This window comes from Pseudomonas sp. M5A4_2d (genome assembly GCF_053345295.1).
This window is the reverse complement of the sequence record NZ_JBKEZW010000012.1, coordinates 1-17581: the sequence shown is the minus strand read 5'-3', so window position 1 is coordinate 17581 and position 17581 is coordinate 1. Positions and strand designations below refer to the sequence as shown.

Sequence of the window (17581 nt, the reverse complement as noted above, 5' to 3'; positions counted from 1 at the left end):
ACATGATCGCTTGCCTGCGGCTGCTCTCCGCCCTCTGCCTCGCTGCCTTATTGGCCGCTTGCGCCAGCTCGCCCTCGTCCAGCCTTGGCGACCTCCCCCGGACCCCGGACGCCAGTATCGAGCAACTGCTCGAACAGGCCACTTCCGCCAAGACGCCAGAAAAGGCCGCGTTGTTGCGCCTGAGTGCGGCAGACCTGGCCTACCACCAGAACAACCCTGGCCGTTCGTCGCAGATTCTTGCGCAGGTGCCCCTGGATGTCCTGAAGCCGGCCGCGCAAGTATTTGCCAGCACACTGGCTGCCGAATTGGCCATGGCGCGCAACCAGCCCAAGGCTGCGCTGGCCGCCCTGAACCACCCCAGCCTGCAAAGCCTGAAGGAGCTGCCGACAGACCAGCAGGTCCGCACCGGCACCGTGCATGCGCGCGCCTATGAAGCGGATGGCCAGACCCTGGCAGCCGCTCGCGAGCGTGTCGCCATGGCCCCGCTGCTGACAGGTGACGCCGCCAAGAGCAACCACGAAGCCATCTGGGCGTTGATTGCCGCGCTGCCGGCCGAACAACTGCAAGCCAGCGGCAACCCGACACTCGACGGCTGGATCAGCCTGGCCAAGGCCGTCAAAGGCGCCGGGACCCTGGAGCAGCAGCAAGCCGCTATCGATACCTGGCGCGCTCAGAACCCAGGCCACCCAGCGGCGGTGGATCTGCCAACCCCGCTGACCAAGCTCAAGGAACTGGCCAGCCAGCCCCTGAGCAAAATCGCCCTGCTGCTGCCGCAGGAAGGTCCGCTGGCCTCGGTCGGCAAGGCACTGCGCGAAGGCTTCATGGCCGCGCACTACCAGGCTGAACAAGCCGGACAGAAGCCGCCAGTCATCGAGTTCTATGACAGTTCGCGCTTGAGCTCCATCGACGACTTCTACGCCAAGGCCCAGGCCGCCGGCGTACAACTGGTGGTCGGCCCGTTGGAAAAACCGCTGGTCAAACAACTGGCCGCGCGCCCGCAACTGCCGATTACCACCCTGGCGTTGAACTACAGCGAAGTCGATCAGAACCCGCCGCAACTGTTTCAGTTCGGCCTGGCAGCTGAAGACGAAGCCCGCGAAGTCTCGCGCCGCGCCCGCGCCGACGGCTTGCATCGCGCAGCCGCCATGGTACCCCGTGGCGAATGGGGCGAGCGCGTTTACAAAGCCTTCCGTCAGGACTGGGAAGCCAATGGCGGCACTGTCGTCGGCGTCGAGTATGTCGATCAGCCGGTCGCCCTCGCCCAACAGATTGCCGACCTGTTCCAACTGCGTAAAAGTGAAGGTCGCGCCAAGAGCCTGCAAAGCACCGTCGGCACCGACGTAGCGGCGCAGCCTTCGCGCCGTCAGGACATCGAGTTCATCTTCCTGGCCGTGACACCGCAACTGGCCCAGCAGATCAAGCCGACCCTGAACTTCCAGTACGCCGGTGATGTGCCGGTGTATGCGACGTCCCACGTGTTCAGCGCCAGTGGCGATAAAAACCAGTACCTGGACATGACTAACGTGATGTTCTGCGAAACCCCTTGGTTGCTCAACACCACTGACCCACTGCGCAATCAGGTTGCCGCGCAATGGCCACAGGCCAATGGCAGCCTCGGCCGCCTGTATGCGATGGGCGTGGACGCCTACCGCCTGGCACCGCGCCTGGGCCAACTCAAGGCACTGCCGGACACGCGCGTTGACGGTCTCTCGGGCAACCTGGGCATCAGCGCCAACCAGCGCGTTGACCGCCAGATGCCGTGGGCGAAGTTCGTCGGCGGCGATATCCAGCGCCTGCCGGACACCCCGCGCTGATGCCCGAGCGGTCCAGCGCACAAAGCGGCAAGGACGCCGAACTGCAAGCTCTCGAGTATCTTCAACAACGGGGTCTGCGCCTTCTGGCGCAGAACTGGTTGTGTAAACGCGGTGAGCTTGATCTGGTCATGCTTGACGGCGATACAGTAGTATTCGTCGAAGTCCGCTACAGAAAACACGCACAATGGGGTGGCGCGCTCGCCAGTATCGACGGGCGCAAGCGTCAGAAGCTGATACTCGCTGCGCAGTTTTTCCTGCAAAAAGAGCATCGCTGGGCTGACTATCCCTGCCGTTTCGATGTGGTTGCCATAGAAAGCACACCGTCTGGTCCTGCTGATCCGAACTGGCTCAAAGATGCCTTCGACAGCTGATTCACCGGACATCTTCACCACACACTTTTGCTCTTTGCTTTGCGGGCTGCACATTCCTGTGCCACACAGCCGCGCTACTTAAGGTCACACAGATGGACATGCAATCCCGAATTCGCCAGCTTTTCCAGGCCAGCATCGATACCAAGCAACAGGCGATGGACGTACTTGCACCGCACATCGAGCAAGCCAGTCAGGTCATGGTCAATGCCTTGCTCAACGAGGGCAAAATGCTTTCGTGCGGCAACGGCGGTTCGGCCGGTGATGCCCAGCATTTTTCCTCCGAGCTGCTCAACCGCTTCGAGCGCGAGCGCCCGAGCCTGCCGGCCATTGCCTTGACGACCGACACCTCGACGATTACCTCGATCGCCAATGACTACAGCTACAACGAAATCTTCTCCAAGCAGATCCGTGCCCTTGGCCAGCCGGGTGATGTGTTGCTGGCGATTTCCACCAGCGGCAACTCGGCAAACATTATTCAAGCGATCCAGGCCGCACATGATCGAGAAATGATTGTCGTAGCATTGACCGGACGCGATGGCGGCGGCATGGCCTCGCTGCTATTGCCTGAAGACGTGGAGATCCGCGTCCCGGCCAATGTCACTGCACGCATTCAAGAAGTCCACCTGCTGGCGATCCACTGCCTGTGCGATTTGATCGACAGCCAACTGTTCGGGAGTGAAGAATGACCGTTAACCGCATCAGCCTTTTGGCCATTACGCTGTGCCTCGCCATCAGCGGCTGCAGCACGGCAATCACTGCGACACGTGACACCCCCATCCAGGACGACAAGGGCACACGCACCTTCGGCAGCAAGATTGACGACTCGTTGATCGAAACCAAAGTTGAAGTGAACGTCGCCAAGGCCGCCACCGACTTGGGCAATGGTGCGTCGCGCATTGTCGTGACCAGCTTCAACGGCGTGGTGTTGCTCGCCGGCCAAACCCCGCGTGCCGACCTCAAGGCGCAGGCTGAACAAGCGGCCTCCAGCGTGCAACGGGTGAAAAAGGTTCACAACGAACTGCAAGTCATGGACCCGATCACGCTGCTGGCCATCAGCAACGATGCCCTGCTGACCACCAAGATCAAGGCGCAGATGCTGACCGACAACGCGATCCCTGGCTCGCGCATCAAGATCGTCACCGACAACGGCATCGTCTACATGATGGGCCTGCTGACGCAGGCGGAAGCCACCCGTGCGGCCAACCTGGTACAGGGTGTGTCCGGCGTGCAGAAAATCGTGAAAGTGTTCGAATACATCGACTGATGTAACCGACAGCCACAAAAAAAGGGCGCCGTGCATTGATTGCACGGCGCCCTTTTTTGTGGCCGGTGTTTACTGGTACTGCTGGTATGGGTTGCCCTGGAACTGGTTGTTCTGCTGTGGCGCCTGTTGCTGTTGCTGCTGTTGCCCAGGCTGACCGTATTGCTGACCCGGAATCGGGCCGAGGTTAACCTCTACGCGACGGTTCTGGGCACGGCCATTCACATCGGCGTTGCTGGCAATCGGGTTATCCGGGCCGGCACCGCGTGCACTCAGGTTGGTCGGGCTGACACCTTGGGAGGTCAGGTAGTTGGCCACGCTTTGCGCACGACGCTGGGACAGGTCCATGTTCAACTGGCGGCTGCCGGTGCTATCGGTGTAGCCGACGATCTGGATAGTGTTCTGGTTGAACTGCTTGAGCGAGTTGGCCAGGTTGTTCAGCGGCGTGTAGAAACTGCCGGCAATATCCGCCGAGTTGGTAGCAAAGGTGATGTTACCCGGCATGATCAGCTTGATCTGGTCGCCCTGGCGCTGAACTTCAACCCCGGTATTGGCCATGCTTGCCCGCAGTTTCTTTTCCTGCTGGTCGGCATAGTAGCCATAGCCCGCACCACCCAGGCCCGCAACGGCAGCACCAATCAGGGCGCCCTTGCCACGGTTATTGTGGTCGATCGCAGCACCGGCCAGACCACCGGCCAATGCAGCCAGGCCACCGTATTTGGCCGTGTTGCTGATGCCCGATGAGCCGTTTGCCTGTCCTTGGCTTCCATCATAAGGGTTAGGAGACGCACAGCCGGACAACAAGGCAACAGCCGTGGCAACGACAAGCAGACGACGCGAAGTGAACATGAAGAAAGCTCCTACTTTTGCATTCTGTGATGCAGAGGACATTGGCAATAGACCTGTGCCGAGTTTGGAACACGACAAACGGTAAAAATTCCATGCCCGGCAGGCCCGCGCTCTACAACCGACGAGCACTCTAAAACCCTAGCAGAGACTTCCTGAACGGGAATTGTCATTTTCTTTATAGGGATCGTCGAACGGTTGCCACTTGGTATCCGCGAAGATACCTAAGCCCTTACGAACGGGTTCTCACGCATTTCATCCCCAAGACGCGTGTCCGGCCCATGCCCCGTCACGACGGTTGCGCCCTCATCCAGGGTATACAAACGCTGCTTGATCGAACGCACGATGGTCGCCTGGTCCCCGCCCCACAGATCCGTACGCCCCACACCGCGCTTGAACAAGGTGTCTCCGGCGATCAATAACCTGGCATCGGCAAACCAAAAGCTCATCGAGCCCGGTGTGTGCCCCGGCGTATGCAGCGCCACCCCGCAACCGCAGGCCAACTCCTCGTCATCTTCCAGCCAGCGATCCGGCGGCGGCACCGGCGTGTAGGGCACGCGGAACATCTGGCACTGCATTTCCAGGTTGTCCCAGAGGAATTGGTCCTCCTTGTGCAAATGCAGGGTGGCACCGGTTTTCTCTTTCAACTGGCCGGACGCCAGGAAGTGATCGAGGTGCGCATGGGTATGGATGATGCTCACCACCTTCAAGCCCAGCGCGTCGAGGCGTGCCAGGATCAGCTCGTGATTACCGCCCGGGTCGACCACGATGGCTTTTTTGGTGATCGGGTCGCCGATAATGGTGCAGTTGCACTGCAACGGGCCGACGGGGAAGGTTTCTCGGATCAGCGCGGCTTTTTCGATATTCATGGGCGTTCCTGCAAACTCTATGGCACATTCCAGTCGCAGTATGGTTGACCTTGCCCTTGATCAGGAAGGGATCAAGCTTGGGATGCTTCAACTGCTAATCTACTCAGGCGCCATCAAACCCGTAGCACGTCCAACACCGCAGCGTCGCGTCTGGAGCGAGACTTATGGCGAATCACCGGGTCATCTGCGAACACTGCGATTGTGTGTACGAAAAGGTCACGCTCGCCAAACATCAAAAAGCCCTGTGCACACGCTGCGCCGGCGTATTGCAGCGCTACAACGGGTTGTCAGTGCAACAGCGACTCGCGCTGACCGTCACGGCGGCAGTATTGTGGACCTTCGCCAACTTTTACCCGGTGATGAGCATCAGCCTGCAAGGCTTGAAAAACAGCGCGACCCTGTGGGATTCGGTGGTTGCGTTGAGCCTGGGGCCGATCACCTTTATTGCGTTGGTGGCGGCGATTTCCATGATCATCGCGCCGGTTTTTCAACTGCTGTTGCTGATCTGGGTCTTGAGTTTCGCCTTGACCGGCAAGCGCTCGCCGGCGTTCAAATTGTGCATGCGCTGGCTGGAAGCGCTCAGGCCGTGGAGCATGCTGGAAGTCTGCTTGCTGGGCTCGATGGTGGCCGTGTTCAAACTGGCCGGCATGCTCGACGTGATACCCGGCACCGGCCTGTTTGCCCTTGCCGCCCTGGCCCTGTTGCTGATCCGCATCGCCGGGCGTGATGTGCGCGACTTGTGGGACACCGTATGAATTCGCCACCGACCGCCCGCGAGCTGAACCTATGCCTATGCCACACCTGCGGCCAGTCGTGCGACATGCGCGACGAGCCCAGCGAGTGCGAACGCTGCGGCGCGCCCCTGCACCGGCGCAAGATTCACTCACTGACGCGCACCTGGGCCTATATGCTCACGGCACTCGCGTTTTATATCCCGGCAAATTTGTTACCGGTGATGAATACGACGATGCTCGGCTCGGGGGCGGACAGCACCATCATGAGTGGCGTACTGGAGTTCTGGCAGCACGGCGCCTGGGACATTGCCCTGATCATTTTCATCGCCAGCATTGCAGTGCCGGGAATCAAGTTCGTGTCGTTGACGCTGCTGCTGGTCACCGTGCAACGCAAGAGCCTGTGGGCGCGCAAGGAACGCTCCAAGCTGTTTCGGTTTGTCGAGCTGATCGGCTACTGGTCGATGCTCGATGTGATTGTGGTTGCACTGGTGGCCGCACTGGTGAAGTTCCAGGCGCTGGGCACCATCGAACCGCGCCTGGGCATCCTGTTTTTTGGCCTGGTGGTGGTCTTCACGATGCTGGCAGCCATGAGTTTTGATCCACGGCTGATCTGGGAAAACCCACACAATGAGGAGACCTCGGATGAGCTCACCCAACACTGACACGCCGGCCGGCTCACCCGCGATCAAGACACGACGTTTCAGCGTTTCGCTGGTGTGGATCGTGCCGATAGTGGCGGTGCTGGTGGGGATTTCGCTGGTGGTTCACAGCGTGCTGCAACAGGGACCGACCATCGTCCTCAATTTCAAGACCGGCAGCGGCTTGGTCGCCAACAAAACTGACGTCAAATATCGCAATGTGGTGATCGGCCAGGTCTCTGACGTGGCCTTGAGTGACGACCAGAAAAGCGTCAACGCCACGATCAAGTTGGCCAAGCAGGCGGAAAGCTTCACCCGAGAAGACTCAAAATTCTGGGTTGTCCGCCCGCGCATCGGCGCCGGTGGCGTGTCCGGCATCGACACCTTGCTGTCAGGCGACTACATCGGTGCCGATATCGGCCAGTCCGACACCCGCGCAAAACAGTTCAAAGGCCTGGAAAACCCGCCGCCCATCACCTATGGCGAACCGGGCAAACGTTTTACCCTGCATACCCAGGGCCTGGGTTCGCTGGATATCGGCTCGCCAGTGTATTACCGCAAAATTCCGGTCGGCCAGGTGGTGGCCTATGAGCTGGATGACGACGGCAAAGGCGTGAATATCGAAGTCTTCGTGCATGCGCCCAATGATGTGTATGTCACCGAAAACACGCGATTCTGGAACGCCAGTGGTATTGACCTGAGCGTCGGCGCCAATGGCTTCGCGCTTAAAACCGAGTCGCTGTCGTCAATGCTGGCTGGAGGCATCGCTTTCCAGGCGCCGCCCTACAGCCCCAACGACAAGCCGGCCGCTGAAGATCACGCCTATGAGCTGTTCGACGACCAGCAAAGCGCCCTCGCCCCGCCCAATGGCAAAGGGCAATATATGGCCTTGCGGTTTGATCAGGCCCTGCGCGGCCTGAAAGTCGGTGCACCGGTGGAGTTCCTCGGCGTCGAGTTCGGCAAAGTGGTGTCGATCAACCTGGATTACGATGCGAAGAAGCGCAGCTTTCCGATCAACGTCGGCATCGTGATTTATCCGCAATTGCTCGGGGAAGCCAATACCAAGCTGCTCAAGGCCACCAATCATGACCCCAACGACGAAGCGGGGGGCGTTCGCTTGATCGGCACGTTTATCGAAAACGGCCTGCGTGCCCAGGCTCGCAGCGGCAACCTGCTGACTGGCCAGCTGTACATCGCCCTGGATTTCTTCCCCAAAGCCGAAAAAGTTGCGTTTGACCCGAACCTGCGCCCGATCAACATTCCGACCATTCCCGGCAACCTGGAACAACTGCAGGAAAAACTCGAAGGCATCGTCAACAAGCTCAACCAACTGCCCGTCGAGCGCATTGCGGGTAACCTCGACAGCAGCCTGGTCGAACTGCGCAAAGGGCTCGCCCAGTTCAACGCCAAAACCCTGCCCGGTGTACAGGCCACGCTGGGCGACGTGAGCAAGACGCTGCAATCGGCCAACTCGACCCTGGCCGACGACTCGCCGCAACGCGAACAACTGACCCAGACCCTGGATGAACTGGCGCGCATGTCGCGCTCCTTGCGCGAACTGTCGGACTACCTCGGCCGACATCCGGAGTCGCTGATTCGCGGTCGCCCCGACAACGCCGCGCCCCTGGACCTGCAAGGGCCACCGCGCAAATGAGCAATGGAGCCGCCATGACCCGTCCCTTGAAAATCACTCTGGTTACCGCGCTGGTGCTACTCGCGGCGTGTCGCAGTGAGCCGATTGCATTCCACACCCTGACGCCGGCGCACTGGAATAACGCCACTCAAGCGCAGGCGAGCGATATCCGCATTGAAAGCATCAGCGTGCCGCCACAGGTTGACCGGCCGCAGATCGTGATTCGTCAGGGTGACAGTGGTGTGGCGATTCTGGAAACCCAGTGGTGGGCCGCCAGCCTGGCCGATGAGCTGAAAAGTGCGCTGGTGGATCAACTGGCGAACAGTCATTCCCGGCAAGCCGTGTCGTTGCGCCTTGAGGTTCAACGTTTTGACTCGGTGCCCGGGCAGTACGCGTTGCTCGACGTGCGCTGGCGCCTGAGGCCAACCAGCGGCGGTGACCGCCCGCCGTTGAACTGCCGCACCACCTTGCAAACGCCAGCAGGCCCGAGCATCGACGACCTCGTGGCGGCGCACCAGAACAACGTCAAGCGCTTCGCCGCCCTGGTCAGCCAAGCGGTAGACACATCGCTGAAAGAGTGCCCGACCGCGCGGTAGTTTCAGGCCAGCAAGCCCATCGACTTGGCCCGCGCTACCGCTTGGGTGCGGCGCTCCACGCCCAACTTGCTGTTGATATGGCTGGCGTGGGTCTTCACCGTGTGCAGGGAGATGAACAACTGATTGCTGATCTCCTGGTTCGAGCAGCCCTGGGCAATCAGTTGCAGCACCGCGAGTTCGCGGGTGCTCAGCGTTTCGTGATTGGGCGCCGCCGGCGCGTCAGCGACTGCCGGCAGCAGCGCCAACAGACTCTGGTTCAGCAAACCATGGGGGTCTTTGCCCAGTTGCTCACGCATCCAGTCCGGGTAACGTTCCAGCAGGCGCTGGAACGGCTGCAACGCACCACCGGCGGCGGCTTCAAGGGCCTGAACCACTATTGGCCGCGCCTTGGCTTCCTGGCCGCATTCCAGCAGTAAATACGCCTGCTGGGTCAGGGCCATCAGCGCAATCATCTGGCGCCCACTGTTATGCGCCTGTTGCGCCAGGTCTTCGAGGCGTTCCAATGCGGCGGCGGGCTGATGCCGAGTAGCGTCCAGCGCGGCCTGTTGCAGCCCGATGTGTTGCGGCAGGTGTGGGTGAAACTCCGGGGCGGCGGCGGCGTGCTCGCCATTGTAGGTTTGCCCCAGCCGAACCAGCCAGGCGTCGGCCAGGTCAGTGCGCCCTTGGGCCAGCCACAACTCGCATTTGATCAGGGTGATCATCGCCAGGTAGTAGATCGGCGGCACGTCCCAGATATGCATCAAGCGCTCGGCTTCGGCGAGTTCGGCGAAGGCCTTCGGGAAATCGCCACGCCGCCCTTCAAAGCTGGCGATGACGCAATGCCCGATCAACACACTGATATCCCGGCAGGCGCGGGCCTCGCTCAAGCCGGCACGTAAGCGTGCAAGGCCGGCCTCGGGCTGGTAACGCACCAGCAGCAAATAACCTTCGTAGAGCGATAACCGCGCACGCACGGCGTACAGGCGCTGGGGCGCCAGGCCCTGCAGGCGCTGCAAGCCTTGGCGCACTTCATCCAGCGAACGCAGGATTTCGCCGCGCGCTTGTAAGACACGCGCCCGGTCGTAGTGGGCCAAGGCTTCAAACAGCGGGTTGCCGACGCGCTGGGCCAACTCCAGGGATTCGCGATTCAGGCCACGGGCGCGCCACAGATCGGCGTCGACGATGGCCAGGTTGGACAGGGTCGACAAACACATCAGGCGCTGGCCGTAACGCTTGTGCGGCAGGCTTTCCAACGCCTCGCTGCAATAGCGCTGGGTCAACTCGCGATCGCCTCGGCCGCGAGCGATGATCCCGCTCAGCGCCAGCCATTGCGCCAGCATCGATTTTTGCGCAGTGGCCGACGGCGCCGGCAGGAACCGACTGAGATAGCCGGACAATTCTTCCGCCGCATCCAACTGACAGGCCAGCCCCAACGCCCAGCTGTAGAGCACGATCAACCGCGGCGTGCTGATCAGCAGGCTGTCGGGCAAGTCCATCTTCCAGCGCAGCAGCATGCCGACATTCTGTTCAGCCAGCAGTTGCTCCTCCGACAGGTTTTGCACCAGGTTCGCCGCCACATCCAGATGGCCGGCGCGCAACGCCTGCTCCACCGCCTCATCAATCAAACCCTGGGCGTTGAACCAGCGGCAGGCCCGCAGGTGCAGGCTGGCAATCGGCAACGTGGCATTGCTGGCACGGCGGGTGCGCAGCAAGTCGGAAAACAGATGGTGATAACGATACCAGTGGCCCTGCTCGTCCAGCGGCACCAGAAACACTTGGTGGGCCTGCAAATACCCGAGGATTTCTGCGCTGTCATGGGCCTCACGCACGGCGTCGCACAACTCACTGCAGAAACGATCCTGAGGGGCGGTGTCGTACAAAAACGCTTGCACTTCAACCGGCAGACAGTCGATGACCTCTTCCAGCAAGTAATCGCGAATCAGCCCTTCGCCGCCGTGCAAGTGTTGCGGCAACACGGCCTCATTGCCGGCTTCGGAAATGGCCAGCAACCAGAAGCGCAGGCCGGCCACCCAGCCCTCACTGCGACGAATCAAGTTATCCAGGGCCTCGCCGCGCAACGAGCTGCTGTGCCGATCCAACACAGCCAGCGACTCGTCATGGGTCAGGCGCAGGTCTTGTTCGTGCAGTTCCAGCAGGTGCCGCGACAACCGCAGTCGTGCCAGATGCCAGTCCGGACGTTGGCGGCTGGTGACCATGACCAACAGCCCATCGGGCAAATGGTTGAGGAAAAATTGCAGGCAGCGATCCAGCACCGGGCCCTGGGCCAGGTGGTAGTCATCCAGCACCAGCAATATCGGCGCGCGCGTGGACAGGTGCAGCGTCAGCTCATCGAGCAAGCCATCGAGCCATTCTTCAAAGGCAAAGGGTTGGTGACGCTGGCGCATTTTCAGCAGGCCCAGGGACTGGGCGCCGAGCTGTGGGAAGTATTGTTGTAAACCGTCGAGCAGGCGCTCGAGGAAGCGGCCGGGGTCGTTATCCCGAGGGCTCAGGCCCAGCCACAGGCTTTGCCAATGGGCGGGCAGGCTCTGGCAGAACTCCACCGCCAACGAACTCTTGCCGAACCCGGCCGGGGCGCTGACCAGTAACAGTCGCCCTTCCAGCCCCGCGCTCAGCCGCTCGCACAGGCGCGGGCGCAGCACATAGCCGTCAGGCAACGGTGGCCTGTAGAAGCGCGCTTCCAGCGTCGGAATCACAGCGCTTGCAGGCCCTTGGATTCGGGACAGATCAGTCATCGCCGGGCTCTTGTAGAAGGCTGTTGTCGGCATTGCAGATGTCCGCAGACTAGCGGTAAAAGCGGCAGGTTTGTAGATCTTTGCAACATTTGCCTGAAAAAGAACTGCGACAAAAAATATCCCAGTCAGAACACCACAAACAAAAGTGGGAGGGGGCTTGCTCCCGATAAGGGTGTGTCAGTCACTCAATACATCGACTGATCCACCGCTATCGGGAGCAAGCCCCCTCCCACATTGTCGAGCGAGTGCGGCTTAGCGAACACCGTCCTGGCGCAAGGCCGCGGGGGTGAAGTCGCTGGTGGTGGCGGTGAAGCCGAAGTCATACGCCTGCTTCTCTTCGTTCTTCATGCCCAGCGCCAGGTAGCGGCCGGACTGCAGGTCGTAGAGGGTTTCCAGGGCGTACCACGGCACTTGCTTGTCGTAGTAGTTCTCGGCATGGGCTTCGGCGACGCGCCACAGTTGGCCACGGCCGTCGTAGTGGTCGATGACCGCTGCTTGCCAGGTGTCTTCGTCGATGAAGAAGTCACGTTTGGCGTAAATGTGGCGCTGGCCTTCCTTCAAAGTCGCGACCACGTGCCAGACGCGACGCAGCTCGTAGCGAGCCAGGTCCTGGTTGATGTGGCCGGCCTTGATGATGTCGACATACTTGAGTTTCGGATCGTCGATCTTGTAGCTGTTGGAGGCGATGTAGATTTCTTTTTTGCCTTCCAGCTTCCAGTCGTAGCGGTCGGGTGCGCCGTTGTACATGTCGAGGTTGTCCGAGGTACGCAGGCCGTCGGCAGCGGTACCCGGCCCGTCATAGGACACTTGCGGTGCCCGGCGCACACGGCGCTGGCCGGCGTTGTAGACCCATGCCGAACGCGGTTCTTTCACCTGGTCGAGGGTTTCGTGCACCAGCAGCACACCACCGGCCAGACGCGCCGGCGCGGTCACTTGCTGCTTGAAGTAGAACAGCACGTTGCCCGGGTTTTTCGGGTCGTAGTCCTTCATCTTGTCGCGGAACACGAACTGATCGCGGAAGTACACCAGGCTGAACGAGCCGTTGGTTTGCGGGGTGGCCTGGGTGACCAGGCGGGTCACGCTGCCGCCGCGATAACGGGTGATGTGGTTCCAGATAACCTCGACGCCGCTCTTGGGAATCGGGAACGGTACAGCGGTTTCGAAGTTTTCCAGGCCGTTGCCGCCCGACACCAGGTTGGTGTGGGTGGCGTTCTTCTTGATGGCCGCGAACACATCAGCCGGCACGGTGGCGCCGCGATGCGTCGGGTAGACCGGCATCTTGAAGGTGTCCGGGTAACGCTTGAACATCGCGTACTGCCCAGGCGCCAGCTTGTCTTTGTACTGCTCGACGTTCTGCGCGGTGATGGTGAACTGCGGTTGTTCGCTGGCATACGGGTTGGCCAGGAAACCACGGGCGTCCACAGCGCCGGCATTGGTCGGCAGTGGCGACCATTTCGGAATGGTGCCGGCCGCGTTACCGGCCATTTCGGCGCCCATCGGCGTCAGGGTCGTGCCCAGTTTGGCCGCCTCATCCGCCGAGACTGCCGCCATGACGCTACCCGCCATGATCGACAGCCCAAGCACACCCACATGCAACAGACTTTTAGTTATTTTCATGTTCTGGTTCTTCCTGAATTACATGCATCTGAAAAGAGTGTGCTTAGAAGTTCACGCCGGCGCTCAGAGCGATGAAATCGCGATCATCCACCGTGGTGAATTTGCCACCAAAGAAGTTGGTGTAGTTCAGGCTGACGGTGTAGGTGTTCTGGTACTCGGCATCGACACCCAGGCTGACGGCCTTGCGACCTTCTTCAAAGTTGCCGCCAGGGCCTGGTGAGTAACCTTTGACGTCATGGGACCAGGCCACGTTGGGCTTGAGGTTCACACCGGCAAACACATCCGGGTATTCCCAGATTGCCCGGGCGCGGTAACCCCAGGACGTCGCAGTGGTGTAGCCGTCATTGTTGCAGTTGGTGTTCAGGCCGGACGCATTGGGCAGACCTGCGCCGTTGGCTGTCGAGTTGTTGAGTGCGTTGCAAAAACCGCCAGGCAGGGAGCCGGGACCAAAGACCGGATCACGGCCATAACGTGCAACGTTTTTGCTCTCCAGGCCGCCCACATGGGTCACGCCGATTTCGCCCACGGTTGTCAGGCGGGTGGCGCCCATCACCTGGTCGAAGAAGTGCGTAAAGGTGGTCTGGAACTGGGTCACTTCCTTGCGGTTGTAACCGTGCAGGTCCTGGCCCGGCGTGCCCTTGAGCACCGAAGCATTGCCAAAGCCCGGAATCGGCGTGACGCCCGCATACAGAATATCGGTGGTGCTCAGCTGGACCGGCGCGTTTGGCCGATAGCTCAATTCACCACTCCAGGCAGTGCCGGTAGGCAGCGTGGTGGAGAAGCTCAAGCCATAGAGGCGGATATCTTCCGGGTACTCAACGAAGTAATTCGAACTGCCCGCCACGATCAACGGACGCAATGCCGCCAATGGCCCCAGCGGACGGGTGTAAGCCGAGTTTGGCGCACCTGTCGCGCTGAAGATCGGCGCACGGCTGTGGTAGTTCATGAAATACGCGCCGAACTCAGTGTCCAGCGGCTCGAAGTTGTAGTGCATGGCCACGCCGAACTGGCCGCTGTCGCGTGCATCACGGTCACCGCCGCGACGCACCAGCACGCCTTCGTTGTTCACATCGACGCCAAGCGCGTTAAGGGTTGGCAAGGCCGCGCCAGGGATGGTGGAACGCTTGTTCAAGACGCGCAGGTTATTGCTGCAACCATCGGCGATCACGTCCGGCTGGGAGAAGAACGTACCGCAGTTATCCACCACGGTCTGGTCCCACTCCAACTGGTAGAACGCCTCTGCAGAGAGGTTATCGGTCAGGGTCTGGGACACGTAGAACATGTTGACCGGAATCAGGCCTTCCTTGATCTCGGCGCCCGGACGGCGGAATGCAGAGACGTCGATCGGGTTGATCGAGTTGATACCGCCACCAATGAACGTACTTTCGCCCCAGCTTACGACCTGCTTGCCAAGACGCACGTTACCCGGCTGATCGGCGATGGTGTAGTTGTGGTAGACGAAGGCATCGAGAATCTGCCCGCCAGAGGACTTGGCGCCCTCTTTGCGGCCATCGTTACTGACGTTCTTGAAGTCGAGGTCTTCGTTTTGCAGCGCGAAGTCGTACCAGTATTTGCCACGCACAAAGATGCCGGTATCGCCGTATTTCAACTCAAGGTCATGGATGCCCTTGAAGATCTTCGAGAAGGCATCACCCTTGTTGAAGTTCAGGTGGCCGTCATCAGAGGTTTGCGACAACCCCCTGCCACCGTTGTTGGCACCGATCAGGTCTTTATTGCGACCGGCAGTCGACCAGCTCGCCCCTACGGACAGGGATGAGTCAAAGCTACCTTCGATTTCACCGATGTTGAAACTGACGCCGAATGCGGGCCCGGCGAGCGTAGAAGCGAGACTGACGGCCAGGGGCAGTCTTGCCCGGCGCCAGAACTGGTTTACTGAGGTCATCGACGCTACTCCATGTGCATTATTGTTATGGCAGTGAGTTCTTTCTTCTGGATGCTTGTAACGGCCGGAATACAACGATTCCAATGCTGAACGGCAACCGAGCCCCCATGGCCCGAAGCACAACATCCTTGAAAAACTCTGGAAGGGACTATAGCCAGCGGGGGGTATCGCTTGATCCCTCTAAAGTGTGATTTGCATCACCGACCCGTCTGCCACAACCCTTTCGCCACGCCGACGAAGGCCGGCGAGGCAAGGATGGCTGAAAATCGATAAATCACAAGTGAAGGCGCGAGATAGAGCATTGCCGCGCCCGAACGGGCGCGGCGAGAGGCGTCAGAGAGTGGACAGGAACGTGCTGTTGTTGGCCTGCCATTCAATGATGTCGATGCGGATACGTTTTTTGTCGAGTTTCCCTACGCTGGTCTTGGGAATTTCAGTAACAACGGCGATCTGGCTAGGAATGGCCCACTTGCTCAAATGGCCCAGCTCGACGAAAGGCTTGAGGTGTTCCTTGAGCTCGCGGGCACCTATCACATGGCCATCACGCACCACCAGCAAGGCAAACGGACGCTCGCCCCATTGCGGGTCGGCGATGCCCACCACCGCTACTTCGCGTACCGCCGGGTGACGGCTGACCAGGTCTTCGAGGGCCAGGGACGAGATCCACTCGCCACCGGTCTTGATCACGTCCTTGATGCGGTCGCGAATATCGATCACGCCAAACGCATCCAGAGTGGCCACATCGCCAGTGTGCATCCAGCCGCCTTCCCACAGCTCGGCGCCCTTTTGCGGCTCGTTGTAATAGCCTTCGGTCAGCCAGGGCGCCCGCAGCACCAACTCGCCCTGCGACTCGCCATCGGCGGGCAGGAAGTTGCCGTCGCCGTCGATGATCGCCGCTTCCACCAACGGCCCGGGCACGCCGGCCTTGATGCGGTAGGTGGTGCGTTCGTCTTCGCTGCCGGCCATCAGCTCTTCGTTGAGATGGGCGCAAGACACCAGCGGCCCGGTTTCGGACATGCCGTAAGCGGCGGTCAGTTGAATGCCTCGCGCTTTGGACGCTTCATACAGCGTGCGATTAAGCGCGCTGCCGCCGATGACGATTTTCCATCCGCCAAAGTCCACGTCCTGGGCAGCCTTGGCGTTAAGCACCATTTGCAGGATGGTCGGCACGCAGTGGGAGAAGGTGACCTTTTCCTTGCGCCACAACTCCACCAGGTATTCCGGGTCGTAGCGGCCGGGGTACACCTGCTTCAAGCCGAGCATGGTTGCCACATACGGCAAGCCCCAGGCGTGGACGTGGAACATCGGTGTTATCGGCATGTACACATCGTTGGTGCCCAGCAGGCGCACGCTGTCGACACTGCCCATGATGGTCGCCACCCCCATGGTGTGCAGCACCAACTGGCGGTGGGTGAAGTACACGCCCTTGGGGTTGCCGGTGGTGCCGGTGGTGTAGAAGGTGGTGGCAACCGAGTTTTCGTCGAAGTCCTGGAAGTCGTACTTGGGGCTCGCGGCCGCCAGCAGGGTTTCGTACTCACCGACCAGATGGGGCAACTCGGCGGTTTTGGAATCGCCGTCGGTGAGCAGCAGGGTCTTGTCGACCGTGGTCAACTGGCCGGCAATGGCCTGGTAGAGCCCGACAAACTCACTGTTGACCAGCACAAAGCGGTCTTCGGCGTGGTTCATGGTGTAGAGGATTTGTTCCGGCGACAGCCGCACATTGATCGTGTGGATCACCGCGCCAATCATCGGGATGGCGAACATGCATTCCAGGTAACGGTGGCTGTCCCAGTCCATCACGGCGACGGTGTCACCGGCCTTGACCCCGGCTTCGGTCAACACATTGGCCAGGCGGGCAACGCGTTCGATCAGGGTTGGGTAGGTGTAGCGCAGTTTGTCGCGGTAGATGATTTCCCGGGTCTTCTCGTAGCGCGCCCCGGACATCAACAGGCGTTTGATCAACAGCGGGTATTGGTAAGCGCCTTCGGCGGGCGGGATAACACGGGTCTGCAACATACGAATCCCTTATCTGACTGCACGGTCTTGGCTTGAAGACCTGCACTTTAGAGCGCTTATGTTTCAGCTAAATCAGCCAAAGGAATGATTTGCAGCGCTCAATGAATGCTAGCTTTACGCCATTACCAGGGCGTTTGTGAGTCAAATGCAGGAGACCTGAAAGCCGACCTGAGTGGTTAGATCAAAAGCAAACGCGGAGCGGTGTGCCAGTTGATGCGGCTGGTGACTGACCTACCGCATTCGCGAGCAAGTCGAATCGTCGCTCCTAAATTATGAACTGGGTACATCAAGCGGAGGGTGTGCGGCTCTTAGGGTCGTACTCGGTCAATGTGGGAGCTGGCTTGCCTGCGATGGCATCAACTGGCTATTCCTGATGTACCGAGGTGTCTGCATCGCAGGCAAGCCAGCTCCCACAGAAAAGCAGATTTGCTTTTGCCCTGCTTTTGCCCTGCTTTCGCTTCTACCACTCAGGTCGGCTACCAGGCCGCCGTGCTCTGCTTTTGATCTGCTGTTGATCTTGATCTGACAGGCCCCGTTAACCACGCTGGCCG

Annotated in this window: 14 protein-coding genes and 1 pseudogene; 8 read left to right on the top strand and 7 right to left on the bottom strand. The window is 60.3% G+C overall.

Going from position 1 to position 17581, the window contains the following annotated elements; genetic code table 11:
• Positions 1-2 precede the first annotated feature (2 nt).
• From ACLBW8_RS24395 to ACLBW8_RS24380, 4 genes are all read left to right on the top strand, one after another.
• Complete coding sequence (locus ACLBW8_RS24395; RefSeq protein ID WP_064450755.1) at positions 3-1814, top strand: penicillin-binding protein activator; 1812 nt, start codon at positions 3-5, stop codon at positions 1812-1814.
• Positions 1814-2185: a YraN family protein gene (locus tag ACLBW8_RS24390; protein WP_064450754.1), complete on the top strand. Its 372-nt coding sequence runs from the start codon at positions 1814-1816 to the stop codon at positions 2183-2185. The genes ACLBW8_RS24395 and ACLBW8_RS24390 overlap by 1 nt, the downstream gene beginning before the upstream one ends.
• Positions 2186-2277: 92 nt before the next feature.
• The gene (locus ACLBW8_RS24385; protein ID WP_003216190.1) at positions 2278-2871 is read left to right on the top strand and encodes a phosphoheptose isomerase; all 594 of its coding nucleotides are present in this window, start codon (positions 2278-2280) and stop codon (positions 2869-2871) included.
• Entirely contained in the window at positions 2868-3449 is a 582-nt protein-coding gene (locus ACLBW8_RS24380; protein ID WP_064450753.1) for a BON domain-containing protein, read from the top strand. The genes ACLBW8_RS24385 and ACLBW8_RS24380 overlap by 4 nt, the downstream gene beginning before the upstream one ends.
• Before the next feature lie 69 nt (positions 3450-3518).
• Here ACLBW8_RS24380 and ACLBW8_RS24375 read toward each other — a convergent pair whose 3' ends face one another.
• Complete coding sequence (locus tag ACLBW8_RS24375) at positions 3519-4295, bottom strand: OmpA family protein (protein WP_053254460.1); 777 nt, start codon at positions 4293-4295, stop codon at positions 3519-3521.
• Between the two features lie 221 nt (positions 4296-4516).
• Complete coding sequence (locus tag ACLBW8_RS24370) at positions 4517-5161, bottom strand: MBL fold metallo-hydrolase (RefSeq protein ID WP_064450752.1); 645 nt, start codon at positions 5159-5161, stop codon at positions 4517-4519.
• Positions 5162-5325: 164 nt separating this feature from the next.
• Between ACLBW8_RS24370 and ACLBW8_RS24365 the strand changes: the two genes are divergently transcribed.
• The 4 genes from ACLBW8_RS24365 to ACLBW8_RS24350 are packed head-to-tail and all read left to right on the top strand — an operon-like array spanning position 5326 to position 8762.
• Positions 5326-5916, top strand: coding sequence for a paraquat-inducible protein A (locus tag ACLBW8_RS24365; protein ID WP_447806497.1), 591 nt, complete (start codon positions 5326-5328; stop codon positions 5914-5916).
• Positions 5913-6557: a paraquat-inducible protein A gene (locus tag ACLBW8_RS24360; RefSeq protein ID WP_447806496.1), complete on the top strand. Its 645-nt coding sequence runs from the start codon at positions 5913-5915 to the stop codon at positions 6555-6557. The genes ACLBW8_RS24365 and ACLBW8_RS24360 overlap by 4 nt, the downstream gene beginning before the upstream one ends.
• Positions 6538-8187: a PqiB family protein gene (locus tag ACLBW8_RS24355; protein WP_064450749.1), complete on the top strand. Its 1650-nt coding sequence runs from the start codon at positions 6538-6540 to the stop codon at positions 8185-8187. Before ACLBW8_RS24360 ends, ACLBW8_RS24355 begins: the two co-directional genes overlap by 20 nt.
• A gap of 14 nt (positions 8188-8201) precedes the next feature.
• Positions 8202-8762 (top strand): PqiC family protein, encoded by a 561-nt coding sequence (locus ACLBW8_RS24350; RefSeq protein ID WP_262667046.1) that lies wholly within the window; start codon positions 8202-8204, stop codon positions 8760-8762.
• A gap of 2 nt (positions 8763-8764) precedes the next feature.
• Here ACLBW8_RS24350 and ACLBW8_RS24345 read toward each other — a convergent pair whose 3' ends face one another.
• The 5 genes and pseudogenes from ACLBW8_RS24345 to ACLBW8_RS24325 form a co-directional block, all read right to left on the bottom strand.
• Positions 8765-11494 (bottom strand): LuxR C-terminal-related transcriptional regulator, encoded by a 2730-nt coding sequence (locus tag ACLBW8_RS24345; protein WP_447806566.1) that lies wholly within the window; start codon positions 11492-11494, stop codon positions 8765-8767.
• Positions 11495-11746: 252 nt separating this feature from the next.
• Positions 11747-13111, bottom strand: a complete 1365-nt coding sequence (locus ACLBW8_RS24340; RefSeq protein WP_128590793.1) for a DUF1329 domain-containing protein — start codon at positions 13109-13111, stop codon at positions 11747-11749.
• Positions 13112-13154: 43 nt separating this feature from the next.
• Complete coding sequence (locus tag ACLBW8_RS24335) at positions 13155-15014, bottom strand: DUF1302 domain-containing protein (protein ID WP_447806495.1); 1860 nt, start codon at positions 15012-15014, stop codon at positions 13155-13157.
• 333 nt (positions 15015-15347) lie between these two features.
• Positions 15348-17030: a fatty acid--CoA ligase gene (locus ACLBW8_RS24330; RefSeq protein ID WP_064450744.1), complete on the bottom strand. Its 1683-nt coding sequence runs from the start codon at positions 17028-17030 to the stop codon at positions 15348-15350.
• Between the two features lie 324 nt (positions 17031-17354).
• Positions 17355-17581, bottom strand: a pseudogene (locus ACLBW8_RS24325) (hypothetical protein); the annotation flags it as partial.